A 26,110-nucleotide genomic window follows, 5' to 3' on the forward strand; every position below is an offset into this window, starting at 1 on the left:
TGAGTTCAAAGCGGGGAGGCGCGCTGAGCCCCCAGTTCGGATTCCCCTATAAGGCATAGTTACTAAACACCTTAAGCTCTCGCTCGTGATACGGAACGTTTGGCAATGCCTTTCTCAGGTATTGGATATTTTCGTCAAAATTATGCGGCTGACAATAAATGGTGCTATAAAAAAAAGTCTCTATTCCATCTTCGTGAATATCAGTAAAACGTAAGCCAATTAAATTCCGCTTACGCCAAGCTACAATTTCCTCGGCTTCCATCCATTCTATTTCTTTATGTTGAATTTTATTCTGCTTCGCCTGTTTCCTTCCCATCATCCATGCCATTAGGCCCATTCCCAATGGCCCGATACCCGCAACCACCAGCGAAGGATCCATTAAAATCAGCACACCCACGATGGGCAACAAAATAATCGCAGACCACTTCAGGAAAGCAGCAGCGGAAGCCTCTTGTGGCTTCCATGAATACTCCTCAGCTAACGTTTTGGTAAAACGGTAAACAATAATGGTGGTATTATGGGTTACGCTCATGAAAATCAACATAAGCAACAGGAACAACCCCCCTCCCAGTAAAAATGAGCCTAACAATGATTGTCCAAATAAGGACATTACATACCCCCCCCCCAAAGCAATGAGTGACATTGGAATTAAAGCAAGATTATCCGGAGTGGTGTTATAATTACGGGCTCTAATTTGCCATGCCATGACTGCTGGCTCATCGGCATACTTCCAGGGCATTTCGGGAATATAGTCCTGCTTGGGTTGAATAAACCACATACCTGTATCCTTACTCTTCTGGGGTTATGGGAACCATCAGTGCAAAACGGGTGGGCGCGCTGAGGCCCTGGCTCTCCTCGCTATTGGGTTCGATCTCTTTTTTTCCTGCGGCAGCGTTGGGCTTGTAAAAGGTGAAACTTAAGGTGTTGTCGCTTGAGAGCAACTCTTCGGCATAGTCCACCGTGAGGATGAAAGAGGCATTTTTCCCTTGTTCGCTGGCCGGAATCCAGGCCTGCCAGATACGCACATCGTCTGGGTTATATTCTGTGTCAGCGGGTAACGCTGCGCCGCGCTCCGCTTGTTGCGAAGGACTCTGCTCGAAGCTATCGCCCGGTGCCCAGAAGCCGTCTCCGGCGATCTCGGAGATTCTGACGATGTCACCTGCTAGCGAAGCGGGGAAGGAGATTTGTAGCCAATAGCCATGATACGTAGTGCTCATTCTACCTGGGCTGTAATTGGACGCACTAGACATATCGAATGTCGTATGACTTACTTGTGTCAATTTGACAGAGGGGCGTAGCAGAGTTTCCATCAACGCCTGCCACTCGTTTTTTTCGCCTTCGTCGGTTTGCTCCCACTGATACTCTCCATTGCCCCAAGTGCTGGTGTATAGCCAAATGCGCACCCCTTCACGGTTATAGCGGGCGGCAAAATGTGAGGCGATTAGGTGAATAATACCCGCCGCAAACAGAATGCCAGAGACCCACCCGCCAAGTATCCAAGCGAAAGCTTTTGAACCTGCCCGAGCTGCACCATAAATTTGAGCACCGGCTGTACCAGCCATAGCGAATCCTGCAAAAGCTTTAACTGCTAAGGCCAAACGCTCTTTCCCACTTGTCGCCTCTCCATAGTCACTTAGGCTATTCCACGTATCGAGCCCTGCAGAGATTGCACCGATAGCCGACAAGCCCGCCACTCGCGTGGCTAATTTGGCCGCTAAACGCGCCGTTTGCGGCGAGTTCTGACCTGACCATTCGGTAATACCAGCCTTTGCTACTTCTGTCATAGTTCGTGACAGCATGAACTTTTGCGTAGCATACTTGTTCCAAAATGGCATGACCCATAGGCTCATTGTTGCACCAGCGGCGAAACTGGCGGTCGTCGCCAAGTTCCGTGCTTCCTCTCCATCAATGCCTTCTTTGTTAGCGGTGCGTACCGCTTCCTGAAAGTTGTAGAGGTTTAGCCCTGCAATTAAGAGTGGCAACCCGCCACCCAGTCGTTCGACTAACCCCGTTAGATGTCGACGAGCAGCCCTCACGCCGCCCATGATTTTTAAGCGGTGTATTTCACGCTGTTCGTAAAAACCGACGGAGGCAAGATTATTCGCACGCGCCTGATTGCCGGGACTACTGCGGTCAAGGGTATCGTCCGCAGCGGTGACACGCCTGGGTTCATCATAGGCATGCTCGTAGCGTTGTTGCTCCAGTCGCTTCATCTCATCGACATTTCTTTGCCGCTTTGCGGTACGGATGTCTGTGGTTAGCTTCCAGGACTTTTCCCGCCATTCGCGGTGCTTAGCCTCGTACTCAAGGTCTAGCACCAGTTGTGATGAAGCAACATCTGGATGGACAAGAACGACCATAAGGGGGTGCAAGAGTGCTTTGGTTGCTTTTGCCACAGACACTTGGCCTCTGGCACTTAAGGAAGGAAGAAAGTGGTAGGCGATGCTTTCCCAAGCTTTTTGTGTTGGCCCGTTCACCCCCACGCGCAAGGTATCAAATGCCTCTTTTACATGCGGTGCCAGGGCTTTATAGGCGGGATGACTCTGCACCTTTTCGTACTTGAGGATACCGCGAAATGCACTGATCCGCGAAGCCACGCTCGCAGCGCCAATGCCATTATCGGCGGGTTCTCCATCTTCCGTACCTTGTTCAATAAAATGTTGTGCAATGGTTTCAAGGGCCTCGGCCAAGGCGGGGTCAAGGTTACTCATCGCAAAACCAATCAATGAGTCGCTCGCTTGATAGGTGTCATTCAACCAAGCACGGCCAGTCTGCGTAGCGCCGAGGGCTTCAATCACCATGCAACCAAATTCATGAATGCCCTGGTTCTGCTTGACATTGCAGGTATCAAAACAGAGCTCTTGGGCGGACAGCGGCAAGCGTTCTAGCCAAGTAATCAGATCCGCCAAGCTGTTTTCGATATGCGCCTGCAGACGCTCAAGCTGTGGCACTTTTTCGGTCAGAAAAGCGATGGCCTCATCCAGCCTGACATCAAGGCGGGGAAGCTCTTTGCCATGCCACTCTTCATACTGCTCGCTATTACGATTGGGGGGGTTGGGCATGCCTAATTCGATTAGCTCTTCTCGAATCTCTGTTACGCGCCTTTGCCTAGCGATCAATGTATGATCAGAACCGTTCTCTGCCCTTTTCATTGCATCGAGCAGTTCACCAGTCTTAACGGTTATTTCACGATAACGCTCTGGATCTTGGCGCGCTTCATCACTGATCAGGTCATCAATATCGATCAGGCACAGGGATTTGACGACCTGCGCGGTCTCAAGCTTATGACCGTGTTCATCCAGAAACGCTTCTAACTCCATTTCGCGACCGGCTAACGCCATGTGCAGATCGTTAACAATCCCCAAATCGTCATCGAGCGCTACAAAGATAGCTTCATCGTGATTATCGATATTGGCGAGAACGCTAGCCTGGGTTATCTCCGGCTTGACCTCACAATGCCGATAAACGCTTGCCTCTTTACTATCGTCTTCACTCTCCCCATTTTTATCTGCTCGGTTTTCGCTATCGCTGCTGTCGTCGCTTTCCGGTGCGGTCTCCCTCTCTACCGTCGAAACGGTCGTGCTGGTAAAACTATCCACAGCACCATCGGGCGTAATGTCCGCCACGTGCTCGCCGAGCTGCGTTATAGGGGCAGCATGGGAAGAAAATGACGCGCAGTCGCCCGTTGCATTGATCGCCGCTATCAAACTGACGGAACGCATGATGCGTTGACGAAAATCCGCGTTCTCCAGCACATACTCACGAATACGTTCAGTCCATTGGACAGAGGAGTAAGCTAACGCGATGGAGGCGTAAGTGGGATACGTTAGGTGAGGGGCTTTATTAAACGTTGCACCCTCTATGCAGTACTCATCAATGCGCGGCTCCTTGCCAGCTTCACTCACCCAGACATAAAGCCAGCCATCGCGCAGTTGCCGAAGCGTGTAGTCGCGCGTTTCGATAGTAGGGTAGCCCGGCCCCTGCCACTCCTCATCAATCGGGTGTGGCGCTGGAGCACCGGCCTCGGCAGGCGCCTCGTCAATGGCGTAGCGCACGGGAAAAATGTCTATATCGATAAACAGCGGGCAAACACCGCCACCTATGGGGGTTTCATCAAAGGCGGCATCGCGTTCCTGTGCCTGAACATCCGTGTTAGCCATTGGCTTCCTCGTCTACTGATAGCGGTGCTTGGGAAGGTGACCCGTAATTTTGGGTGCGTTGCGAGGCGCCAGCAGCCGGTGTTCGGCTCCAGGCGTCAAGGGCATATAGCTGCTCCTGCCGGGGAAGACACACTTGGTCAGATGAGTGTCTTGCCCACTGGGCATATAGCCCATCATCAGCCGTCATAAGTGCTTTGCCCCAGTGCAAACTGAGATCTACCCAGATGGCGAGCTGACGTTCGGTACTGGCCCCCCATGCGATGGCATCGTCCAAGCGTTCGTCAAGCCATCGGCCGTGATCGCCCTCAAGTCGTTGCCACGCATTAGGCACATGCTGTTTAAAGTAGTCCGTTAACCGCTCTTTAAGCTGCCAGCGCGCCACGGCTTTGAGCGCTGCATACTGTTGATGCCCCATTGGCGGAAAATCGGGAGCTTGTGCCGCAGGGGTTGATTCGGGGTGGTGGCTGGCTTGAAAGGCTTGCCATTTCTGAGCACGCTGACCAGCCCAGTTAGGCGTCCAATCGGCGACCCACCACGTATTGATGGAGCCCATGAGGATAGCCGGTAACTCGTCGCCATAGCTCCTTAACCAGTGGCGTGTCACCAGGGGGTCGGCGAAGCGCAATAACTGTTCTTGCCCTGCCTCGCTGTTGAAGGTAATGAACCGGCGGAGATGCTTGCTTAGAGATTGCGTGCTTGCTTGGCTACTGAGCAGGGAAAGCGAGCGATAAAGCGGAGTGTGGTCATTTTGGCTGGCCTGACTGATCAAGCCAGCTCCTTTAAGAGTGACCAGCATGGGCCCATGCTCGGCCACCGCACTCCACCGGGTTGACAAGTAAAGTGGCTCAACTTCCTCAACACTATCGTGTCGATATAAGCGCTTCCATGCATCGGGATAGCAGACACCGTCTACCAGCGCATGGGTCGCGGATGATATAGGCGGCATTTAGCTTTCCCCCTGATTCGACTCTTCACAAATTTCGCAGTAGGCAGGCGCTCTGAGCAGGGCTTTAAGCTGTGCGGCCTGATTGATCGGAGGGCCCAACAACGGCGAATGCCCTATCGCTTCTGCCCGGTCATGATCTTTACCTTCTAACACCGGTGGCAGTTTGGGCGGCTCGGCCGCTTGCCCGGTGCCATTACCAGGGCTGCCGCCGGCGTTGATCTTGACCTGGGGGCCGACGATGGTGATGCCGCTGGCGTCCAGTTTGATAAAGCTGCCACCCACCTTGAGGGTGATTTCGCTACCGGCTTCGAGTACCGCTTTTTGGCCCGACTTGATATGCAGTTCCCGGCCACTTTCGCTTAGCCAGGCCTGCCCGGCACGCATATGCATAGTGCCTTCAACATTTAAATGTTGGGCGCCTTCGGTGTGCTCAAAACGGTGGCGATGCACCGTGTGGTGCTCGTCGTTGTCGATCTCACTGATACGGTCGTTGTGCACTTTGAGATGGCTATCGCGTTTGATCTCTTCGGTGCGGTCATTAAGCGTCAGCAGCTCTAGATCTTTTTGGGCGTGAAACCATATCTGCTCTTCGCCAGTGGCGTCCTCGAAGCGCAGTTCGTTAAAGCCTTCCGACTTATGGCTCTGGGTGCGGATCACCGTGCGGGTCTTGTTGTCCGGCAGCGGGTAGGGCGGGGTGTTCACCGCGTGGTAGGTGCGACCGGTGACCAGCGGTTGATCGGGGTCGCCCTCTAAAAACGAGACAATGACCTCATGGCCGATCCGCGGGATCGCCATGCTGCCGTAGCCACCCCCGGCCCAGCCCTGGGCCACCCGTATCCAACAACTGGCGGTCTCATCAGGATCAGCATAACGATCCCAGGGGAACTGCACCTTGACCCGGCCGTGTTCGTCGCAGTAGATCTCTTCGCCTTCGGGGCCGACCACAAAGGCCACCTGGGGGCCATCGACCCGCGGCTTGGGGTTGGGCACTGGGCGGAAAGTCTGATCCCGGGGCATGATCACCACGTCGTTGTGGTAGCGGGTCATCAGCTCGCCTGCTTGCGCCGAGGTAGCACTGCTGCCATTGTTTCCCCGCGCCATACCGTCCTCTTCCAGGGCCTGGGGCTGTTCGCCGTGGTGTACCACCGAGACCACCTGCCACGCTTGGTTAAGGCTATCGATATCGTGGTCGGTGAGGGTAAAGCAGATGCCGGGGGCGAGCTCGGGCAGGTCACTCTCGGCTTCGGCGGTGGTGGCGTCGGCGCGCAGGGATTCTAAGCGGTGGCGGGTAAAAGGCTTACCGGAAGCGTCCTTCTTATAGCGGCCGGGGTAGTCGAAGTGCTCGTAATCCTCCCGCTGGGCGTGCTCGCCCAACCCCGGCGCCAGGTGCTCGTGGATCTGGGCGTAAGGCGGGTTCTTAAAGGTGTAGTCCTTGAGCATGGCCGAGGCGGGGCGCACGCGGTTGGCCTGACGCAACTTACGCAGGTGACGTCGGGGCGGCGTGCCCCCGGCGCGGCCGTGGTAGGTGCGCTCGCCCACGCTGGGCAACACCACCGTGGCGTCCGCAAATACCAGCTGGTGTTTACCGCCCTCGGCGTTCTCGAACTCATGGAAATAGAAGCAGCCCTCTTCGGCGGCTAAACGCTCGATAAAGGCCAGATCGGTCTCGCGGTACTGAACCAGAAACTCCCGATCAAGGGGCGTGCGGGTGGTGGCAAAGCCGATATCGGTGAGGCTACGCTCATTAGCGAGGGTGGTGATGGCATCAAACGGCGAGGTGTCCTGAAAGATACGCGAATTATGGCGCAGCGATAACCGCCACAGTGCAGGGCGAATCTCCACCCGATAGAAGCTGCGCCGGTGTCCCCTATCGCCGCGGTGCAGCTCTGAAATCATCCCATGCACGCGGCGCAGCGGCTCGCCGTCCTGCCAAATGGTCAGGGTGGCGTTTTGATCCAAACAGTCGCTGGGCGACAGGTCGTGGGTGCGGCTGGCAAACTCAACCGAGAGCGAAAACGGCTCAGAGAGAGCCTCGCGATGGGTAAAGCGCACCACGGCGGTGTCATCGGCCCCGGGTAGGGTCAGGGTAAATTGCAGGCCCGTTTTGTCCGCCATCGCTCCGCTCCTTGGATCATCAACTGCTAATGAGAGGCAGTCAGGATAGCGAGCCAGGGGCAGAGGGCAACCCCTTGAGGGCACGAAGCGTCAATGTCTTACACGCTTGTAAGAGATCTCTTACAAAATAGGGCCGAAGACTCATCAAACAGGCAGCCAGCATTCAATAAGCCACTGACGTTGTGACCAACAAAGTTGCTATGCTTATTGGCTATTTTGACTATGTACACTGGAAGAAACCTTCGTGAAGACAGAATCAAGCACTCTAGCGTTCTCCGCTTTTATGGCGCTGTTAATTGGTTGTGCAGGCATCGTGGCCACACTCGCCTCCAACTCCCAGGCGATCCTACTGGATGGGCTGTTTAATCTGATCTATTTCAGTGTTGCCCTGGTGACGATCAAGGTGAGCAAGTTAGCCAGCCGCCCCGATAGCGAATCCTACCCGTTCGGCTATAGCTACTTTGAGTCGCTGGTGAATTTGTGCAAAGGGCTGCTTATTTTAGGCGTGTCTATTTTTGCCTTGGTCGATGCCATTGCCGCCCTACTCACCGGCGGCCGCGAGATCGCGGCAGGCTTGGCGGTGCTGTACGCGCTATTCGCCACCGCGGCTTGTTCACTCACCGCTTGGGTGATGCACCGCAGCCAGCGCCACGTAAGCAGCCCACTGGTGGCGGCAGACAAACTCAACTGGCTAGTCAACAGCGTTATCTCTGCCGCTGTACTCGTCGCCTTCTGCCTGGTGATGCTGTTTGAGCGCCTAGGCTGGCAGACTATTCTGCCTTACGTGGATTCGGTGTTGGTCATTGCGGTGGTGGTGCTGTGTTTAGGCGTGCCGGTGCGGATGGCCTCCCAAGCCTTGAAGGAGCTGCTCAACAGAACCCCGGAAGAGGCTATCGCGGTGCCCGTTCGCCAAGCCGTGGCGAGTGCCCTGGCGGATACCGACACCCAAGAGGTGCGGGTGCGCATGGTTCGCCCTGGACGCCTGCTATATGTGATAGTGCATGTGGTACTACCCGACGCATCCGATGTTTCGGTCTCCACCCAGGATTTACTCAGGGCACGCGTCGATGACGAGGTGCGCCGCTACTACTCTCCCGTGGTGTGTGACGTGGTGTTTACTGCCAACACCCGCTGGGCAGCGCCCTCCTGTGGTCTATTGGTAGAGAAGCAACCATAGATCAGTTGTCCAAGTTACCGAGCCTTGCGCAATAGAACTAGCGTGGCGATCACGCCCACCAGTAGCGCAAGGCCAAATAGCGTTAACGCCAAGGTATGCCCTACAGCATCAATGAGTACCCCAGTAGTGATCACCGGGATACTGAAGCCCAGATAGGCCATCAGGAAATAGCCCGCGCTGGCTTGGGTGGCTTGTTGACTAGCCGAGCCGTCCGCAATCGCCAACACGCCGCTTAATCCCCCCAGGTAGATAAACCCATAGCAAGCGCTACTGGCTGCTACCGTGCCCAGCAGCACCGCCGCAAGATAACCATGAACCGCTCCCCAGGCGATCAACCCATAGGCAATCGGCAAAATCACCAGCCCCAGTCGGGTAGCGCTGCGCGGCGCAAGTCTTCTCGCCCAGGGCTGAAACAGCACCCCGCAGCTGCAGATACCGAAGGTGGCGAAGCCACTCCAGGCGGATAAACCGTGTTGGCTTAATGCCGAAGGCAGAATCGCAATCACTAGCCCCACCAACGCCCAGGCCAACAAAATCGCCAACCCATAGGAGATAGCCCCTTGGGGATAGCTGGGCAAACGCAGCATAGAACTTTTAGTGGTGCTCGGTGCACGATCCTTAAGCGTGGTGACCACCACCAGCGCCAACGAAGCGGTAGCCAAATAAATCCACAGGCTGGGTGGCGATACGCTTGGGGTGTGGAAAACAAACAGGCTAGTCACCGCGGCCCCTAGCCCAAACCCGAGAGCGGTACTGGCCGTTACATAGTTAGTCGCCACACGGTTGTCCTCACCACCCAACAGCATCTGCATATAAGCGGGAGCTACCGCAGACGTTAGCCCCGTACTGATACCCAGCAGAAAGCGTGCAACACCCAGCGCCAGCAAACCGGGCGCTATCAGGGTGATCCCGGTCGCCAAGAGACATAACAACAGCGCAGTCATAATTAGTGGCTTGCGCCCTACCCGATCGGCCAAGCCATTTAACCCCAGCAACACCGGTATAATGCCCACCACATAGCAGGCAAAAGCGATACTGGTGGCGCCAACGCCCAAGCTATCCCGCGCCGCCAGCGCATCGTAAAGTGGAGCCTGTAAATTAACCGCCGTGGTAATCGTACATAGCGCAAACGCCAGGCAGGCTGCGCTCCTTCTATTGTTAGCGCGATTGACAGTGCGGCTCATGGCTAAGTCCTAAATAAGTAAGTCATTGAACCGCTACCCTCCCACGCTTACTGCACAGCGGTAAGGTACACTTAACCTCCACTTTCCAGACACTGTTCCGCCTTTTTAGTGAACAGTTGAAAGCCATAGGGAACGTTATGAAACTAGAGGTTAATCGGCACGCCACAACGCCCATCGCCCAGCAGCTCGAAGCGGGTATTCGCGCTTGGATTGCAGCGCACGGTGCCGGTGGTGGCCGTCGTTTACCCTCTATTCGTCGCTTAGCCGCCACCCACCACATCAGCCGTAATGCGGTGATTGAAGCCTACGAACGGCTTGTCGCTTCTGGCTTAGTGCGTTCACGACCCGGTTCAGGTTTTTATGTGGCGGATAGCGCGGCAGCACTGGTATCACAACCCGCAGCTACGAGCGGATTGGAAGAGGTCACCAACGGGCTATGGGGGCTTTTCAGTGCCAATGAGCACACGCTCAAGCTGGGCTGCGGCTGGCTGCCCAGCAATTGGCGCGAAGGCGATGACCTCACTCACGCCATTCGCCAAGTGGCACGTAAAAGCCGTTCGGGGATTTTCGAGTACAGTACTCCTCAAGGGCCGCAGGATTTACGCGGCTTAATCCAGGAACGCCTGCGCCCAATGGCGATTACTGCGGACGCCCAGCAGATCGTGATGACCGGTGGCGGTAGCCATTCGCTGGATCTACTAGTGCGGATGCTTCTTGAGCCTGGCGATGTGGTCTTCGTGGAATCACCAGGCTATTACAATCTGTTCGGCCTGCTGCACTTACAGCGAATCCGCGTGATTGGCGTGCCGCGATTAGCCGATGGGCCTGATATCGAGCGCTTGGAGGTGTTGTTGGCCGAGCACCGCCCAAAGCTGTTCTACATCAATAGCGTTTTTCACAACCCCACGGGCAGCACGCTAACCCCGGCGGTGGCGCACCGAGTGTTACAGCTCGCCGAGCAACACGATTTTCAGATTATTGAAGATGATATCTACGCGGATTTTCAGCACACCCCCACCACCCGCTTGGCAGCGCTAGACGGTTTGAGCCGGGTGTTCTACCTGGGCAGCTTTTCGAAAAGCCTTTCCTCTTCACTGCGAGTAGGCTTTGTCGCCGCCCCCGTGGCTTGGGTGCAGCGCCTTGTGGATATCAAGATGTTGACCAGCATCTCCGCTTCGCGGTTTGCCGAGCAAGTGGTCACCACCCTGCTACAAAACGGCAGCTACCGGAAGCTTACCGAACGGCTGCGCATCAAGCTCGCCAATCAAATGGCAATGGCACTAACGATGCTGAAAAATGCCGGCTGGGAGGTGTATACCCAACCGGCTGGTGGGATGTTTGTGTGGGCAAAACCACCGGTAGCCATCGCCCCTGAAACCCTGAGTGAACTGGCTAACCGGTGGGAAATCACGCTATCGCCGGGGCATCTGTTTTTTGCCGATCACCAGCCAACACCCTGGCTCCGGCTTAATGTAGCCTATATACAAGATCCCAGAGCCAAAGGGTTTATTGAGGCGGCAAGTTAGGATTAAAGCGGCCCTTCTGATATCGCTGAAGGGGGCTGGTAACCCCCCGTTAATTACAGCTCGCGTTTGCCGTCAACTAACCGCGACACCTTCAGCGGGTTGCCCTCTTTCAGCGCATCGGGCAGTAAGCCTTCTGGCAGGGACTGGTAACAAACCGGACGTAAGAAGCGGTGAATAGCCGCCGAACCGACGGAGGTCGAGCGCGAATCAGAAGTGGCCGGGAACGGGCCACCGTGCACCATGGCATGGCACACCTCGACACCCGTGGGCCAACCATTGGCGAGAATACGCCCTGCCTTGCGCTCAAGCGTAGGCAGCAGCGCTTTAGCGGCATCCAAATCGGCGTCGTCCATATGCAGTGTGGCGGTGAGCTGGCCTTCCAGCTGTTCAGCAACACGTTTTACTTCCGACGCGTCTTCGCACTCAACAACCAGCGAGGTGGCGCCGAACACTTCCGCTTGCAGCGCTTTTGATGCAAGGAAATCGCTCGCTGAAGCGGCAAACAGGCCTGTCTGGCACTGGTAGTCGCTGCCGGTTTGGCCACGGGCGATTTCGCGCACTTTAGCTGCGCCGCTCAGACTGGTCACGCCCTCTTGATAGGCGCGGTGGATACCCGGCGTCAGCATTGTCTGCGCGCCGCTGGCTTCCACGGCGCCTCGCGCTGCCTCAATAAAGGCATCCAACTCAGGACCTTTTTCCGCAATGACCAAGCCAGGATTGGTGCAGAACTGGCCCGCGCCCATATTGAGTGAGCCAACAAAGGCTTCGCCCAGTGCTTTACCGCGCGCTTTAAGTGCCGCTGGTAGCAAGAACACAGGGTTAATACTGCTCATCTCAGCGTAGACTGGGATCGGCTGAGGCCTTGCTTGCGCCGTTTTCATCAGCGCCATACCGCCACTGCGCGAGCCGGTGAAACCAACCGCTTGAATACGCGGATCATCCACCAGCGCCTGGCCAATTTCGTTACCGGCACCAAACAGCAGCGAGAAAACGCCTTCCGGTAAATTGCAGGCTTTTACGGCTTTTTGAATCGCCTGGCCCACCAGCTCAGAGGTGCCTGGGTGCGCAGAATGACCTTTCACCACCACCGGGCAGCCAGCCGCTAGGGCCGAAGCGGTATCACCACCCGCAACCGAAAATGCTAGCGGAAAATTGCTGGCGCCAAATACAGCAACAGGCCCCAGGGCGATATGACGCTGACGCAGGTCAGCACGCGGCAGCGGTTGGCGATCTGGCATGGCCGGGTCGATGCGTACATCAAGCCATTCACCGGCACGTACTACTGAAGCGAACAGTCGCAGCTGCCCGCAGGTTCTGCCTCGCTCGCCTTCAATGCGTGCCTGGGGCAGGCCCGTTTCAGCCATGGCGCGCTCAATCAGCTCACTACCAATCGCTTCTATTTCACTGGCGATGGTTTCTAAAAACGTAGCGCGCTCTTCTAGAGACGTTTCGCGGTAGATGGCATAGGCCGTTTCAGCTAGCTCGCAGGCTTGCTCAACATGGGCTCGACTGCCGCCAATATAGACAGGCTCTAGTTTTTCGCCGGTGGCGGGGTTAACCGCTTGAATATTGGCTTGGGTGCCGGTCACTGCTTGATGACCGATCAGCATTTCGCCTCGAATCGTCATATGTTGCTCCTTATATGGGTCAGCGATATCACTGGTCACGATACTGGGCGTACGTGTTGCGCGCCCGGTTAAGGTGCTGGTACATGGTTTCGCGGGCTGCTTGAGCATCACGAGAAAGAATAGCTTCGAGAATGTAGGCGTGCTCTTCCTGAACTCGCTCTAAGTAGCGCTCGGAGGAGATAGGATTAATATCAATGCTCAGCAACTTCGCGCGGGGAATCACGCTCTGACTCCACTGCTTGTAAAAAGATTGAAAAAAAGGATTTTTAGTCGCAGTAACAATCGCAAAATGGAACAGGTAATCTTCTTCACGGGCTTGGGTTTTGGCAGTATATGCATTACTAAAAGCTATATGCTGCGCCTCAAGCCGCTGGCGATCCTCATCGTCATGACGTAGGGCCGCCAGTTCGGCTGCCGCTGGCTCTAAGGTTAGCCTCAGTTCCAGTAGGTGCAAGATATCTTCCACGGTGGTCGGGTTGATACGCTCGGCGGGCCGCGCCTCTACCGTAGAAGAGCGCAGCACAGAGGTGCCTACACCACGCCGGGTCTCAACAAGCCCCAGTGATTTAAGGTGTGTGATGGCCTCACGTATGACTGTGCGGCTAACGCCGAAGGAGTCACAAAGACTGTTCTCAGTGGGCAGTTTTTCTCCCACGCCTACTTTCCCCTGAGTGATCAACGCTTCCAACTGGTCGGCCACATGCACGGACAAGCTTCCCTGCTGTGTCACTTTACTTATTTGAAGCGGTTTTAGGGCAGATGCCGCTGTGCTGGTTTTGACCATGGAAGCTATCCTTCATTAATATCCAAGTTGTATTATATCGCACAACTGAAGTCCTAGAAGTGTCGTCTTAACAGAAATTTAGGTGCATTCAAAAATGCTGCAGCCACAAAATAAGAATTCTTAGCCTTTGTCAAGGTTCTATTTTCCAAAACCGCTTGGCTAATTATGCAAAACACAAATGAAACCAATGCAAAAGGAAGAAATTATTCTTCTCAAAAGAATGGAATATCACTCTATTCTACAGTTAATTAGCGAACTATCTTTAAAATGATCACGCCAACTTCCAGAAGACGAACCTGAAAATTGACGTGTATCGATGTTGATTCTTAATAGTTTCAGCTGCCGTAACTGTTACAATAAGTCCCTTTAATAATGCAAGAGCAAGTGAGCTGAGTTAGAAACAATGAAAAGACAGATCTTTCTCAACTTCCATTGTAGCCGTAAGTTGCCTTGGCTTGTTCGGCAGAAACATACCCATTGTGTACGTCGCTCATCATGGCTTCGCGCGAACGAGCCTTAGGATCACCATAGCCACCACCACCAGGTAGTGAAAACACAACGCGATCCCCTTCAGGCACCTCGGTGCGCATGCCCTTCCCTTTTAGCTTCGTACCATTGCTTAACATGAGCGTTCCACTCTCACCATCCAACCCATTACGACGACCTCGAGCCGGGTTGTTAATACGATCAAACATAGAATTGAAGGTCATAGTGTAGCCTGTAGCTGGGGCAATTTCGATAATTTGCCCCAACCCTCCACGGTGCTCGCCTGCGCCACCAGAATCTGGCCGTAACTCCTTACGCCAAACGACTATAGGCCCAACCTGTTCGGTGGCTTCGACAGGCATCGTATGGATACCACTTGGAAATGCGGTCGCATTTATACCGTCAATACTAGGGCGTGCACCTGTTCCGCCACTGTTGAACATCAGAATTTCAGCAGAACGACGAACATTCGGATCGGTAATAGCATCGGTAGCGCGAGCGCTAATTTGGATATTCCAAGTTGGTCCCGACCCCTCCACGGGTAGTTCATCAGGCAAAAACTTATGCAAGGCACCCAATACAGTATCAGGTACAAAATGACCTAAAACGTGACGCACTGACACCGGCGCAGGATGGAGTGCGTTAAGAATACAGCCAGGGGGAGCGGTGATTTCAAATGGTGCTAGCGATGCTGCGTTGTTGGGGATTTCTGGTGCAATCGCGCATTTCAATCCATAACAAGCATACGCTTTAGTATAAGTAAGAGGCACGTTAATACCATAACCACTAGGCCCCGAGGTGCCGTCAAAGTCGGCAATAACGCGATCCTCTTCTATTGTGACAGTGACAGCCATAGTAACAGGGGCTTCGTAGCCATCGACTTGCATGCGATTATTGTGTGAGCCCCGAGGAAGAGCTGCAATTTTCTCAAGCGTAGCTCGGCGGCTATTGTCAAGAATATAGGCACCCAACATCTGAAGACTATCCAAATCAAACTCATCCATCATGCCTGCAAGACGCCGAATTCCCGTATCATTGCAAGCTGCTAATGCATAAAGATCACCAACAACCTGATCTGCCTCGCGTACATTGTTGAGCACAACGTTAATGAGATCCTGATTAACTTCGCCACGCTTCGCAAACTTCATTATTGGTACTAGCAAACCCTCTTCGTAAACTTCGCGGCCATCCGGCCCAAACCCACGCCCCCCAATGTCGACTACGTGAGCGGTGCAAGCGAAATAACCAATCAGACAACCATTACGGTGCGCCGGGCTGACGACAGTAAAATCGTGCAGATGCCCCGTTCCTTTCCAGGGATCATTGGTGAGGTAAACGTCTCCTTCATAGATATTGTCCTCACCTAGGTCACGGATAAAGTGACCAACGGACTCAGCCATAGTATTAACATGTCCCGGTGTGCCAGTGACCGCCTGGGCCAGCATCAGGCCGTCCGCATCGAATACACCAGCCGATAGATCACCAGCCTCACGTACACTAGTACTAAATGCGGTACGAATCAGTGTCAGTGCCTGCTCCTCGACTACAGAAATTAGACGATTCCACATTACCTGCATCTGAATATTATTTATTTTAGTTTTCATTTATAGCTCCTTGCTAGGTGTGTTCACTCGAGCCTGGACGAATAGACAACGATCAGTCTGAACGGTGGCATCGAAAGTCGCAGGTAGAATGGTGGCGGTTTCACGCTCAACGATAACCGCAGGACCTGTAATGACATCCCCGGATTCTAAAGTGTCACGGTCATAGACACCTGCCTCAACGAAGACTTGATCACGTGCCTCAAAAATTTTGCGCTTACTTTGGGGCTTAATGGTTCGAGTTTTTGCAACAGGTACTGACGGAGTAACCTTTTGCCGTGCTGAGACTGCTTTAATGGACCAGCTCACAATCTCGACATCCAGCCTATCAATGGCACGACCAAAGAAGCGCACATATACAGTTTCAAAAAGTTCACGCAAATAGTTAGTGTCATTTTGGGTAAAAGTGCGTTCGGGAATTACAACTGGAATTTCCCAGCCCTGACCCGCATAACGCATGTGGGCGGTGCGCTCGATAGTTGGATTACTCTTATCCAAGCCCTGTTTCGCAAAGCTAACCGCCTCATTAGACATATCTGAGATCAGCTCGTTTACCGCAGTGGCATCAAACTGACTCAGACGCATGAAGCCACTACGAACAGATTCAAAACCAAAAGGCGCGCGCAGAAATCCTATTGCAGACCCCACTCCAGCACCAGGTGGAACCAGATAGCGGTCAATGCCCATTTTTTCGCACAAACGCCCTGCATGCACAGGCCCACCCCCTCCAAAGGTGATCATTGCAAAGTTGCTGATATCGTGGCCACTCTCAACTGCATGAACACGCCCGGCATTTGACATACTCTCGTCTACGACCTCAATAATACCGTATGCAGCATCATCGACTGAGAGCCCCAGAGGAGTAGCAATTTTATCTTCGACTGCAGCTTGGGCGAGCGCGCTGGATAACCTCATGTCTCCGCCTGCAAAGTTATCGGGATCCAAACGTCCCAACAGTACATTGGCATCGGTGACAGTAGGGTGTTCACCACCACGCTGGTAGCACGCTGGCCCAGGCTCCGAGCCAGCACTACGGGGGCCTACGCGAATCTGTCGCATGCCATCGACCGACGAAATAGACCCACCACCAGCACCGATTTCAACCATTTCAACCACAGGTATAGAGATTGGCATGCCACTACCTTTTTTGTAGCGATAAGTGCGCGCTACCTCGAAGGTTTTAGCTGTTTTGGGAACATAATCTTCGATCAAACATATCTTCGCAGTCGTCCCCCCCATATCAAAGGATACGACTGAATTTAAACCATAACGCTCTGCTATATAAGCGGCAAAAATAGCACCGCCTGCAGGGCCAGACTCAACTAGCCGCACAGGAAACTCTGCGGCAATATCTACAGAAATAATGCCTCCGCCCGAATGCATCATGAATATAGGACATGGTGCTCCAGACTCTTTAAGTGCATCGCTAAGCCGGTCTAAGTAGGATTTTATAAGCGGCTTAACGTAGGCATTAGCGCAAACAGTATTGAAGCGCTCATACTCACGGATTTGTGGTGAAACCTCCGAAGAGACCGAAATACTAATTCCTGGTAGGCGCTTTTGCAGAGCCTCACGCACGAGACTCTCATGGGATCCATTGGCGTAGCTATGTAAAAATCCGATCGCTACGCTTTCATAGTCCCCCTCCTCAATCAGGTCAATTAAATTTTCAATATCCTCTGCCGCTGGCTTGATTAAGACATTACCGTTTACATCAATACGTTCTTTAAGCACATGACGATCATGACGTTCAACCAATGCTGGCGGCAATTGAATATTGAGGTCATACTGTTCGAAACGATTCTCTGTGCGCATCTCAATTACATCTCGAAATCCTTCGGTAGTAATGAGAGCAGTACGTGCGCCATCACGCATAATTAAAGAGTTTGTGGCTAGAGTTGTTCCATGAATAATAACTTCGATATCAGAAAATTGTAGAGATGCTTTTTCAAGCACCTGCTTTAAGCCAGTTAGAATGGCGCGCTCGGGAGCCGTATAGTCGGTTAGCACTTTTGTCGAGTGCAATTCGGAGCCTACTTCAAGCGCTACATCAGTAAACGTTCCTCCTATATCGACACCTACACGAACTGCTTGTTTCTTGGAATTCATGCTGACCTCCACTATAAAGTTTCGATGTTTGGTCTTTTCGGCACCATTACATCTTGAGTATTGTCGTCGACCATGACGACGAAACTAATCACAAAGACAAATGCATACGACGCAAGATCGATAACAATGCCTTCCGACACTAACCCTTATCTAATAATAATTATAGCTAAAACGTGACCTTCAAACTTTTACCAAACCAATATCGCATTAACAATAATACTGGGGCAATCAGCTTTTCAACGTTCTAACAAATATAGACAAAAGCATCATTTAAGAAATTAACTTTTAAATCCTTAAGAGCATCACCAAACCTCTATTTTCGACTAAATCTTTTGATATATTTCAAACATCTAGCTAAATAGACTTGGCAACCATAATGAAACTGAGGGAATATAAGCCACTATCAGTAGCGTCGCCAAGCAAGCCAAATAATATGGCCAAAGCGTCCTAAGCAAATCACCGACTTTGACTTTTCCTACGGCGCAGCCTACGAATAACAGCGTCCCAACCGGCGGCGTACATAGGCCAATTCCTCCAGCCAGAATAAGGATCACACCAAAGTGTACCGGATCAATATTGAACGCCATCGCGATGGGTAGAAAAATTGGTGTAGTGATAATAATCATGGGTGCAAGATCCATGAACGTACCCAAAGCCAATAAGATGAGCAGTATTAACAGCAATACAATATTCGGATCAGACGAGAGCGAACTTATTAGGGCAATGACTTTACTGGGAACCTGCAGAAAGGCCATAAACCAGCCAAATGAAGCAGCGGCACCAATAATCAGTAATACCATCGCTGTAGTGCGTGTAGCACTAATGACAGATTGGCTCAGCAAATGTATCGAGCCTGTCCGGTAGACGATGGCCATCAAGGCAAAAACGTATAATACTGCCATACAGGCGCTTTCAGCAGCAGTAAAGATGCCGAAGCGTACGCCACCAAAGATCACTCCAATTAAGAAAAACGCAGGAATAGCTGCTACGAAGTAGCGACCGATAGCGACAAAACCAGCAAAGCGCTCGCTAGGATACCCTTTGCGTACTGCCTCGATGTAAGCCACAGCCATCAGGGCAAACGCCAGCAACACGCCGGGCAAGATTCCTGCCGTAAACAAATCAACAATCGAAATGCCACCACCCGCAATCGAATACATGATTAAATTAGGTGAAGGCGGCATCACAAGCGTTACAATAGCACTGGTAATTGTGATATTGACGGCATAAGTACTCTTATAGCCCCGTTTAGTCATTTGCGGTACCATAATCCCGCCTATTGCTGATGCATCGGCAACAGGGGAACCCGAGATACCGCTCATCAATAAAGAGGAAGTAATATTGACCTGCCCTAACCCTCCACGCACATGACCGACTAAGCTGTTGGCAAAAGCAATCATGCGGTCGGCAATTCCTCCGCGCATCATGAGCTCACCAGCAAAAATAAATAACGGAATAGCAATCATCGCCATGGAATTAAAGCCTGCGTTGATTTGCTGAAATACAATAAGTGCTGGCATTCCCATGTATAGCGCCGTACAGAGCGAGGAGATTGCCAAACAAAAGGCAATTGGCATGCCAATCAACATCAATAACACAAAAATGCCAAAGAGGACATAAAGTTCCATGAGTTACTCCTCATCTGGCAGGGTATATACCTGCATCAATTTTTCTGTAGAATAAATAGCAATCAGCACACCACTAATAACCAGAGGTATATAGTCGACTCCTTGAGGTAAAAACATACCGGGCATGTTTCCTGCCCAAGTTCCTCGCACTAAAGCAACGCCATACCAAGACATTAGCACACCGAATACCATCATTAGGAAGTAATTTACTGTATACATTGCCCTACGCACTTTGGGCGTTGCCATGCTTAAACCAATGGTAAAGCCTAAATGATCTCCGTGACGGACGCCGGCCGCTGCTCCAATTAGAATAAACCAACTCATTAACAGCAGTGCAGTACCCTCACTCCAACTGGGCGAATCGTTTAGAACGTACCGTCCATATACTTGCCAGGATATGACGATTGTCATCAGAACTAGTGAGCTGCTCGCCACCCAGCGTGACAACCAACTCAATAGATCAAGCATGCGGGTTGCAGTTGTTTTTTTAAGCATAATAGTTGCGCCCATTAATAATTATCATATTAGGCAAAGCGATGGTCGACTCTTACCTTCTGGAGTAGTGAACAAATAGAGAGAAGCTAACCATCGCAGGTATCTATATTGCGTTAAGAGTTACTCAACAGCCTGGATGCGCTCAAAAAGATCTTTGAGCTCTGGGCTATCAAGATACTTTTTTTGCACTGGCACCATAGCATCTATGAATGGCTGTTTATCTACAGTAAATACCTGTGCGCCTTGTGAACGCACCGTCTCTTCAGCGCTTTTTTCGCGCTCATCCCAAAGCTCTCGCATATACGGAACGATATCTTTGGCAGCTTGACGCACTAATTGCTGATCCTCAGGGCTTAAGCCGTCAAAAACTGTTTTAGACATCACCAAAGCTTCGGGCAAAATGAGATGTTCGGTGATTGAGTAGTACTCGGCCACGTCAACATGGTTAGCGGCCTCATAGGTCGGCCAGCTTTGTTCCGTCCCATCAATAACACCAGTTTGCAGGCCTGAGTAAAGCTCACCAAACCCCATCGCTACAGCATTCGCTCCCATCTCATTAACCATGTCAATGAAGATATCCGAAGGCTGCACTCTAATCTTGAGACCCTCCATGTCTTCGAGTGACTCGATAGGACGTACCGAATTATAGAAATTCCGAGTTCCAGCATCCAAGAAAGCTAGGCCAACCAATCCATGCGGCTCAAAGGCTGACAGTATCTCATCACCAATAGGGCCATCAACGGTATTTCGCATATGCTCAACCGAACGAAAGACATAAGGTAACGATAAGACCACTGTTTCAGGAATAAGGTTGTTAAAACCGCCCAAACTAATGCGGTTCATATCGATGATGCCAAAGCGTGCCTGCTCGATGGTTTCCTTTTCATTGCCTAATTGCCCAGAAGCAAAGACATCGACACTTAGACGGCCATCGCTTCGCTCTTCAAGGAGTTCTCCCATGTACTCCACAGCTTCAACCGTTGGGAATCCTTCAGGCTGCACATCGGCAGACCGAAAAACTCTCTCCTGAGCATTAGCTTGTGTGCTCAAAGATAGGGCAACTGCAGCGATACTCGCACTCAGAGCGATGCCTAATTGACGCAAAAAAACGGGCGACTTGTTTGAGGGACTAAGGTAAGTGACGGCTGGGATCATGAGCATCTCCTTATTGTTGATATAAAATTGACCTAATGCTTTAGCGCCTTATATGCGGCCAATTATTATTAGAACTTCTTAAACGTTATTTTGTAACTTCAAATATACGACAACTGACTTACTGCAGGTACTTCAACAAACTATGTATAAGAACACATAGAGTGATGTGCCAAAGACAAAGGATAAGCCCCTGTTGTCATACATCGTACAAGTATAAATGTAAGGTAGAAAATAGATCATTGCAACCCTGATCCTTAACCCTCAGACCAAAGTCTAGGAAAATGCAGTGATATAGTGAATTTGACTGGCTAAAATGGGGATAATATAACGCGTGAGCGCGACGTCACCCCATCCTCAGTAGCACCCGGGTTTAGAGTCTGAAGTTACTTTATCGTTTTTTAACACCAGTTGCTCGGCATAGGCGAAAGGCGTTAATACTCCAAGCCCCTTCTTCGGTCTTTCCTCGTTGTATTTCCGTCGCCACGCCTCGATGACAACTCTGGCGTGATGCAGGCTAGTAAACCATTGTTCATTCAGGTATTCATCACGGAAGCGCCCGTTAAACGATTCGATATAGGCGTTTTGATTGGGTTTTCCAGGTTCGATTAAAAAAAGGGCAATACCGCGTAGAGGCGCTCGACGCGCTTATGATTGCCCCGTTCACCGGCTTGACGCAGCCCCCTCTGTCAGCCTAGTTGTCCGGTTGGCGATATCGCCTAAATCTAACCCAGAGGGAGCGGCATGGAGCCCTTGTGCCACGTTATTCTGCAGAGCGTAGAGCAGCCGTCCTGAAGAAGTTGTTACCACCCCATAATCACAATGTGGCATCGGTAGCGACAGAGGAAGGTATCTCAGACGCGACTCTGTATGGTTGGTTAATACAGTGTCGAGTAAAAGGAGTGCCTGTGCCGGGTTACACTTCAGGCGACAGCGAATGGTTGCCCGACGCCAAGCTAGTCGTGGTCATCGAAACCGCCACCCTTTCAGAGGCAGCGCTTGGCGCTTACTGTCGCGAAAAAGGCCTTTATCCCGAGCAAATTCAGCAGTGGAAAGCGGCTTGCCTCGAAGGCGCTGGTCGGCAAGAAGATCAGGAAACAGCGGCGCAAAAGCAGCGTAAAGAAGACCGTAAGACCATCAAGCAACTCAAAGCGGAAGTGCGGCGCAAAGACAAGGTAGTGGCAGAGACGACGTCGTTACTGGTGCTCTCAACAAAGCTCGAAGCTTTGTACAGCGAGGATCCCGACAGCGGCGAGGACGACTAACGCCGCTCGACGAACGTGCAAGGCTCATCGCGCTACTTGACGAAGCGGTTGTGGGTGGCGTTTCCCGCTATCAAGCAGCCGTTATTATAGATGTAAGCGAGCGCACACTAAAGCGTTGGCGATCTGAGTGTGGGACTATTGTTGAGGATCAGCGCCCACAGGCGGCACAAGGTAGGCAGCCGCATCAACTCACGCATGAGAAAGAGCAGACCATTTTGAACACTTGTCATCGTCCCGAATATCAGAGCTTGCCGCCGTCTCTAATTGTGCCCTTACTGGCAGACAACGGTGTCTATCTGGCCTCCGAATCGTCGTTTTATCGGGTCTTGAAAAAGCATCCCAGCACCACCATCGTAACCGTATGAAACCACGCCGTCCAGTTTTACGGCAACAGGGCCAAACTAGGTCTGGAGTTGGGATATTAGCTATTGCGACTCCGTTGTACGAGGCCAGCACTGGTATCTCTACCTGATCATGGATATCTACAGCCGCAAAATCATTGCCTGGAAAGTTCATGAGACGGAATCGGGCGACTTGGCTAAACGGCTGATGGAGCGTGCATTATTGCGTGAGAAATGCTGGCGTCAGCCGCCGTTATTGCACTCGGATAATGGGGCGCCGATGACGCCCTATACGCTCAAAGCGAGGCTAACCGAACTGGGCATGTTGATGTCTTACAGTCGGGCAAGAGTGAGCAACGACAACCCTTACTTGGAGTCACTGTTCCGTACCGTCAAATATTGCCCAGCATGGCCCACCAAGGGCTTTGCATCGCTGAACGCGGTACAAGAATGGATGTTGGTGTTCGGTAAGCGCACCATAAACCTTTCAATTACCCACAAGTCATCGATCACATGAGTTTCTACTTGATTAGCCGGGGACGGTTATGATTCGTTGTTGAATATCTTCAACAACGTTGGGAAAGGCTCAAATATGGAACGATGGGTGGATGCGGAAACGTCTGGCTGCGATCTGGGTGATGCACGATTGAACCGAAGGCTAGGGATGATCTTGGAAGATATTGGCGAGAGACCAGATAGATCCCTCCCCACGGCATTCCAGGATTGGGCGAATACAAAGGCCGCCTATCGTTTCTTCACCAACGAAAATGTTAGCGAAGACAAAATATTAGAGGGGCATTTTGCAGCCTCGGCTTTACGAATCCAGGCCACCGATGGCCCCGTTCTGATCTTGCAGGACACAACAGAGTTTTCTTTCAAACGCTCTTCACCCGAGAAAATCGGGTTTACCAAGGTATCTACCGGGTGCAAGATGAAGGAAGGACGACACCAACAACACACCGTCTGTGGTCTGTTGATGCATGCTAGTCTGGCGATCACCCCAGAAGGTTTGCCATTAGGCTTAACGGCCACCAAGTTCTGGACGAGGGACAAGTTCAAGGGAGCCTCGGCTCTCAAGCGTAAGATCAACCCTACCCGGGTACCCCCATTGATCAGAAAGAGAGCATACGTTGGCTCGATAATTTGCGTCTATCCACTGAGCTAGCCGGTTCACCTGAACGTTGCGTACATATCGGCGATCGAGAAAGTGACATCTTCGAACTCTTTTGCTTAGTTCAAAAACTGGGCACTCACTTTCTGGTTCGAAGCTGCGTCGACCGCCTCGCTGAGGATGGAGGAACAACCATTTCCCAAGTAATGGCGGAGACGCAGGCCAGCGGAACGCACGATATTCAGTTTCGCGATGATCGAGGTAATGAGCAACAAGCTAAATTGTTGGTTCGACATGCAGCGATGACTGCCTGCCCACCGATTGGGAAACAGAGAAACTATCAGCACCAACAGTTGAATATCATTTTTGCGGAAGAAATCAATCCACAGAAAGACCGCTCTCCCATCTTTTGGAAACTGATCACCAACCTTCCCGTCGCCAACCACGCCGATGCGGTGCAAAAGCTCAACTGGTATGCACAACGCTGGAACATAGAGACATTCTTCAAGACCCTGAAAACGGGATGCCGGATTGAGAAGATGCGGCTCACCACTGCTAGTCGAATCTCTAACTGTATTGCGCTTTGCTGCGTCGTATCATGGCGAATATCCTGGCTGACTATGCTTCGACGTCAGTTCCCAACTGCCTCACCAGCAGCGGTGTTTACGGGTACTGAAAGAGCCTTGCTCGACCGTTCAATGACTTCAACTAAACAGGGTATGCGACGCCGCGATATTGATTTTTACATGACGGCGGTTGCTCGTTTGGTTGGCTACTTGGATCGATCAAACGATGATCCGCCAGGCACAACGTTTCTCTGGCGAGGCTTCACACGATTAGCTGACCTCGTCGAAGGGTTCCAAGCTGCGAATCCAAACGCATCACCAACTTGTGGGTAATTGAAAGGTTAGTGGAGCTCTTACCAACTAGGCAGGATATGCGACGCGATATCGTTTTTTACATGACGGCGGTTGCTCGTTTGGTTGGCTACTTGGATCGACCAAGCAATGATCCGCCAGGAACAACGGTTCTCTGGCGAGGATTCACACGATTAGCTGACCTCGTCGAAGGATTCCAAGCTGCGAATCCAAACGCATCACCGACTTGTGGGTAATTGAAAGGTTGGTGGAGCGCTTACGATGTTCGAGCGGGCTTACAACGAACAGCACCTTCACAGTGGTATACAATATGTCACGCCAGCTGACCAGCATCGTGGTGTTGATCTAAAACGCCTTGAACGTCGTAAAGCGATTTATGAAAGCGCTAAGCATCGCTATCCGCAACGCTGGTCGGGCAGCACCCGAAACTGCGAGGTCACTGGTTCAGTGCCGCTTAACCCAGGGAAAGTGCAGGAAATCGAGCGTAATAAACATGCTGCTTAAGCGCAGCAATTTGGACAACTGGGTTGAAAATCACCGGCAGCTTCAGGTAAATCATTCCAGCGCCGTACGACGATGCCGATGTGCCAAGGTAACAATGAGTACACGCAATGGCCCATTGCGGTCAGGGGCCGATTGATAGTGCAACGCACTGGCACTCATACGGATAACACAGAGCGCTCGGCGCTCACTCAGACCACGTGACACCATGAAACGCACTTATCTCTCGGTGTGCAGGGGCGCTCACCACTTTTTTCTCAGCGCCTCGCAAGTGACCTCCATCTCCAGTAGCGATTCGGCGAGAAGCTTCTTTAATCGCGTATTTTCAGTTTCGAGTTCTTTAAGCCGTTTGGCGTCCGGCAGGCTCATGCCGCCAAACTTGCTGCGCCATAGATAGTAACTGGCTTCTGAGAAACCATGCCGACGGCATAGCTCCTTGATGGGCAGTCCTGCTTCTGCTTCGCCCAGAAAACCAATGATCTGTTCTTCGCTGAAACGCTTCTTCATGTCCAATCTCCTTACGCATAGGATCGGACTCTAAAGTGTAGCGCTACTCAATCAGGGGGTGACGTCGGTCGCTTGTAAACCCCGTTTTGGTCGAATAGTTAGCAGCTTGCTATACCATTTGTGAACTGACGTGCGAATAGCCCACTAGGATCCGATGCCACTGGCATCCTCTAAAGACCAGATATACGTGTGCAGTCGTACCTACTAACCATCGTGCTTTGTGCTTGCACCCGAGTAGGAATTCATATCACTACCAAAGTGAAGCAGAGCATGGGATGGATACCTACAGTTGACCCAAGTCCAACGATACCAAATTTTTGCCTATCTTGAGACTGGCATCTGCCAGCGACAGATCGCCAAGCCCATCGGCGTCTACAGCTGCACCATTAGCCGCGAACTAAAGAGCAACGGTCTGACTTCGCCTAAAGAAGCCCAATTGGCCAGCTAGCGGTGCCGACGTAGTGCTTGAAAAGTGACTAAGCGGCTGGGTTACCGAACCCCAGCCCAGGTGTTCTT

At 52.0% G+C, this 26,110-nt stretch carries 18 protein-coding genes and 4 pseudogenes; 8 read left to right on the plus strand and 14 right to left on the minus strand.

Features of this window, described 5'->3' with window-relative positions; all coding sequences use genetic code 11:
- Positions 1-46: 46 nt before the first annotated feature.
- Genes AC4EYZ_RS06050 through AC4EYZ_RS06065 form a run of 4 tightly spaced genes read right to left on the minus strand, consistent with a single transcriptional unit; the run spans position 47 to position 7,221 of the window.
- Entirely contained in the window at positions 47-778 is a 732-nt protein-coding gene (locus AC4EYZ_RS06050) for a hypothetical protein (RefSeq protein ID WP_009287156.1), read from the minus strand.
- Between the two features lie 10 nt (positions 779-788).
- Positions 789-4,160 carry a T6SS effector BTH_I2691 family protein gene (locus AC4EYZ_RS06055; protein WP_474192330.1) on the minus strand — a complete coding sequence of 1,124 codons (3,372 nt, stop codon included), beginning with the start codon at positions 4,158-4,160 and terminating at the stop codon, positions 789-791.
- Positions 4,153-5,106, minus strand: coding sequence for a DUF4123 domain-containing protein (locus AC4EYZ_RS06060; RefSeq protein ID WP_474192331.1), 954 nt, complete (start codon positions 5,104-5,106; stop codon positions 4,153-4,155). Before AC4EYZ_RS06060 ends, AC4EYZ_RS06055 begins: the two co-directional genes overlap by 8 nt.
- A complete protein-coding gene (locus AC4EYZ_RS06065; RefSeq protein ID WP_490204170.1) occupies positions 5,107-7,221 on the minus strand; it encodes a type VI secretion system Vgr family protein in 2,115 nt (704 codons plus the stop codon). It abuts the gene before it with no gap.
- A 244-nt stretch (positions 7,222-7,465) separates the two neighbouring features.
- Between AC4EYZ_RS06065 and AC4EYZ_RS06070 the strand changes: the two genes are divergently transcribed.
- Positions 7,466-8,398, plus strand: a complete 933-nt coding sequence (locus tag AC4EYZ_RS06070; RefSeq protein ID WP_176316287.1) for a cation diffusion facilitator family transporter — start codon at positions 7,466-7,468, stop codon at positions 8,396-8,398.
- Between the two features lie 14 nt (positions 8,399-8,412).
- Here AC4EYZ_RS06070 and AC4EYZ_RS06075 read toward each other — a convergent pair whose 3' ends face one another.
- Positions 8,413-9,582, minus strand: a complete 1,170-nt coding sequence (locus tag AC4EYZ_RS06075) for an MFS transporter (RefSeq protein ID WP_009287151.1) — start codon at positions 9,580-9,582, stop codon at positions 8,413-8,415.
- Between the two features lie 137 nt (positions 9,583-9,719).
- Here AC4EYZ_RS06075 and AC4EYZ_RS06080 point away from each other — a divergent pair, with 137 nt between their 5' ends.
- Complete coding sequence (locus AC4EYZ_RS06080) at positions 9,720-11,108, plus strand: aminotransferase-like domain-containing protein (protein WP_039859242.1); 1,389 nt, start codon at positions 9,720-9,722, stop codon at positions 11,106-11,108.
- Positions 11,109-11,161: 53 nt separating this feature from the next.
- On the opposite strand, the gene AC4EYZ_RS06085 is transcribed toward AC4EYZ_RS06080, so the two are convergent.
- The 8 genes and pseudogenes from AC4EYZ_RS06085 to AC4EYZ_RS06120 all read right to left on the minus strand — a co-directional run.
- Positions 11,162-12,736 (minus strand): aldehyde dehydrogenase (NADP(+)), encoded by a 1,575-nt coding sequence (locus AC4EYZ_RS06085; RefSeq protein ID WP_490204171.1) that lies wholly within the window; start codon positions 12,734-12,736, stop codon positions 11,162-11,164.
- A gap of 28 nt (positions 12,737-12,764) precedes the next feature.
- The gene (locus AC4EYZ_RS06090) at positions 12,765-13,520 is read right to left on the minus strand and encodes a FadR/GntR family transcriptional regulator (RefSeq protein WP_474191783.1); all 756 of its coding nucleotides are present in this window, start codon (positions 13,518-13,520) and stop codon (positions 12,765-12,767) included.
- Positions 13,521-13,942: 422 nt separating this feature from the next.
- Positions 13,943-15,610 (minus strand): hydantoinase B/oxoprolinase family protein, encoded by a 1,668-nt coding sequence (locus tag AC4EYZ_RS06095; RefSeq protein WP_474191782.1) that lies wholly within the window; start codon positions 15,608-15,610, stop codon positions 13,943-13,945.
- Entirely contained in the window at positions 15,611-17,716 is a 2,106-nt protein-coding gene (locus tag AC4EYZ_RS06100) for a hydantoinase/oxoprolinase family protein (RefSeq protein WP_474191781.1), read from the minus strand. It abuts the gene before it with no gap.
- A 350-nt stretch (positions 17,717-18,066) separates the two neighbouring features.
- Positions 18,067-19,344, minus strand: coding sequence for a TRAP transporter large permease (locus tag AC4EYZ_RS06105; protein ID WP_474191780.1), 1,278 nt, complete (start codon positions 19,342-19,344; stop codon positions 18,067-18,069).
- Between the two features lie 3 nt (positions 19,345-19,347).
- Complete coding sequence (locus AC4EYZ_RS06110) at positions 19,348-19,854, minus strand: TRAP transporter small permease (RefSeq protein WP_474191779.1); 507 nt, start codon at positions 19,852-19,854, stop codon at positions 19,348-19,350.
- A 105-nt stretch (positions 19,855-19,959) separates the two neighbouring features.
- Entirely contained in the window at positions 19,960-20,994 is a 1,035-nt protein-coding gene (locus tag AC4EYZ_RS06115; RefSeq protein ID WP_474191778.1) for a TRAP transporter substrate-binding protein, read from the minus strand.
- Positions 20,995-21,348: 354 nt separating this feature from the next.
- A pseudogene (locus AC4EYZ_RS06120) lies at positions 21,349-21,618 on the minus strand (integrase core domain-containing protein); the annotation flags it as partial.
- A gap of 128 nt (positions 21,619-21,746) precedes the next feature.
- On the opposite strand from AC4EYZ_RS06120, the gene AC4EYZ_RS06125 reads away from it, so the two are divergent.
- The 5 genes and pseudogenes from AC4EYZ_RS06125 to AC4EYZ_RS06145 all read left to right on the plus strand — a co-directional run bounded on the left by AC4EYZ_RS06125 (position 21,747) and on the right by AC4EYZ_RS06145 (position 25,090).
- On the plus strand, positions 21,747-22,256 hold the full coding sequence (locus AC4EYZ_RS06125) for a hypothetical protein (RefSeq protein WP_490204172.1): 510 nt from the start codon (positions 21,747-21,749) through the stop codon (positions 22,254-22,256).
- A gap of 417 nt (positions 22,257-22,673) precedes the next feature.
- Positions 22,674-23,114 (plus strand): annotated as a pseudogene (locus AC4EYZ_RS06130) (transposase); the annotation flags it as partial.
- Between the two features lie 39 nt (positions 23,115-23,153).
- Entirely contained in the window at positions 23,154-23,762 is a 609-nt protein-coding gene (locus AC4EYZ_RS06135; RefSeq protein WP_474193005.1) for an IS4/Tn5 family transposase DNA-binding protein, read from the plus strand.
- On the plus strand, positions 23,741-24,607 hold the full coding sequence (locus AC4EYZ_RS06140) for an IS4 family transposase (RefSeq protein ID WP_474193004.1): 867 nt from the start codon (positions 23,741-23,743) through the stop codon (positions 24,605-24,607). Before AC4EYZ_RS06135 ends, AC4EYZ_RS06140 begins: the two co-directional genes overlap by 22 nt.
- Before the next feature lie 240 nt (positions 24,608-24,847).
- Positions 24,848-25,090, plus strand: a complete 243-nt coding sequence (locus tag AC4EYZ_RS06145) for a hypothetical protein (RefSeq protein WP_474193006.1) — start codon at positions 24,848-24,850, stop codon at positions 25,088-25,090.
- A 37-nt stretch (positions 25,091-25,127) separates the two neighbouring features.
- Here AC4EYZ_RS06145 and AC4EYZ_RS06150 read toward each other — a convergent pair.
- Positions 25,128-25,594 (minus strand): annotated as a pseudogene (locus tag AC4EYZ_RS06150) (transposase); the annotation flags it as partial.
- A 289-nt stretch (positions 25,595-25,883) separates the two neighbouring features.
- Here AC4EYZ_RS06150 and AC4EYZ_RS06155 point away from each other — a divergent pair.
- A pseudogene (locus AC4EYZ_RS06155) lies at positions 25,884-26,039 on the plus strand (helix-turn-helix domain-containing protein); the annotation flags it as partial.
- Between the last annotated feature and the right edge of the window lie 71 nt (positions 26,040-26,110).

This window comes from Vreelandella sp. 162(4c) (assembly GCF_058152265.1).

Excerpts from the sequence above, each read along its gene's own strand:
- AC4EYZ_RS06050 (WP_009287156.1), bottom strand. The coding sequence starts at position 778 with ATGTGGTTTATTCAACCCAAGCAGGACTATATTCCCGAAATGCCCTGG.
- AC4EYZ_RS06055 (WP_474192330.1), bottom strand. The coding sequence starts at position 4,160 with ATGGCTAACACGGATGTTCAGGCACAGGAACGCGATGCCGCCTTTGAT.
- AC4EYZ_RS06060 (WP_474192331.1), bottom strand. The coding sequence starts at position 5,106 with ATGCCGCCTATATCATCCGCGACCCATGCGCTGGTAGACGGTGTCTGC.
- AC4EYZ_RS06065 (WP_490204170.1), bottom strand. The coding sequence starts at position 7,221 with ATGGCGGACAAAACGGGCCTGCAATTTACCCTGACCCTACCCGGGGCC.
- AC4EYZ_RS06075 (WP_009287151.1), bottom strand. The coding sequence starts at position 9,582 with ATGAGCCGCACTGTCAATCGCGCTAACAATAGAAGGAGCGCAGCCTGC.
- AC4EYZ_RS06080 (WP_039859242.1), top strand. The coding sequence starts at position 9,720 with ATGAAACTAGAGGTTAATCGGCACGCCACAACGCCCATCGCCCAGCAG.
- AC4EYZ_RS06085 (WP_490204171.1), bottom strand. The coding sequence starts at position 12,736 with ATGACGATTCGAGGCGAAATGCTGATCGGTCATCAAGCAGTGACCGGC.
- AC4EYZ_RS06090 (WP_474191783.1), bottom strand. The coding sequence starts at position 13,520 with ATGGTCAAAACCAGCACAGCGGCATCTGCCCTAAAACCGCTTCAAATA.
- AC4EYZ_RS06095 (WP_474191782.1), bottom strand. The coding sequence starts at position 15,610 with ATGAAAACTAAAATAAATAATATTCAGATGCAGGTAATGTGGAATCGT.
- AC4EYZ_RS06100 (WP_474191781.1), bottom strand. The coding sequence starts at position 17,716 with ATGAATTCCAAGAAACAAGCAGTTCGTGTAGGTGTCGATATAGGAGGA.
- AC4EYZ_RS06105 (WP_474191780.1), bottom strand. The coding sequence starts at position 19,344 with ATGGAACTTTATGTCCTCTTTGGCATTTTTGTGTTATTGATGTTGATT.
- AC4EYZ_RS06110 (WP_474191779.1), bottom strand. The coding sequence starts at position 19,854 with ATGGGCGCAACTATTATGCTTAAAAAAACAACTGCAACCCGCATGCTT.
- AC4EYZ_RS06115 (WP_474191778.1), bottom strand. The coding sequence starts at position 20,994 with ATGATCCCAGCCGTCACTTACCTTAGTCCCTCAAACAAGTCGCCCGTT.
- AC4EYZ_RS06145 (WP_474193006.1), top strand. The coding sequence starts at position 24,848 with ATGTTCGAGCGGGCTTACAACGAACAGCACCTTCACAGTGGTATACAA.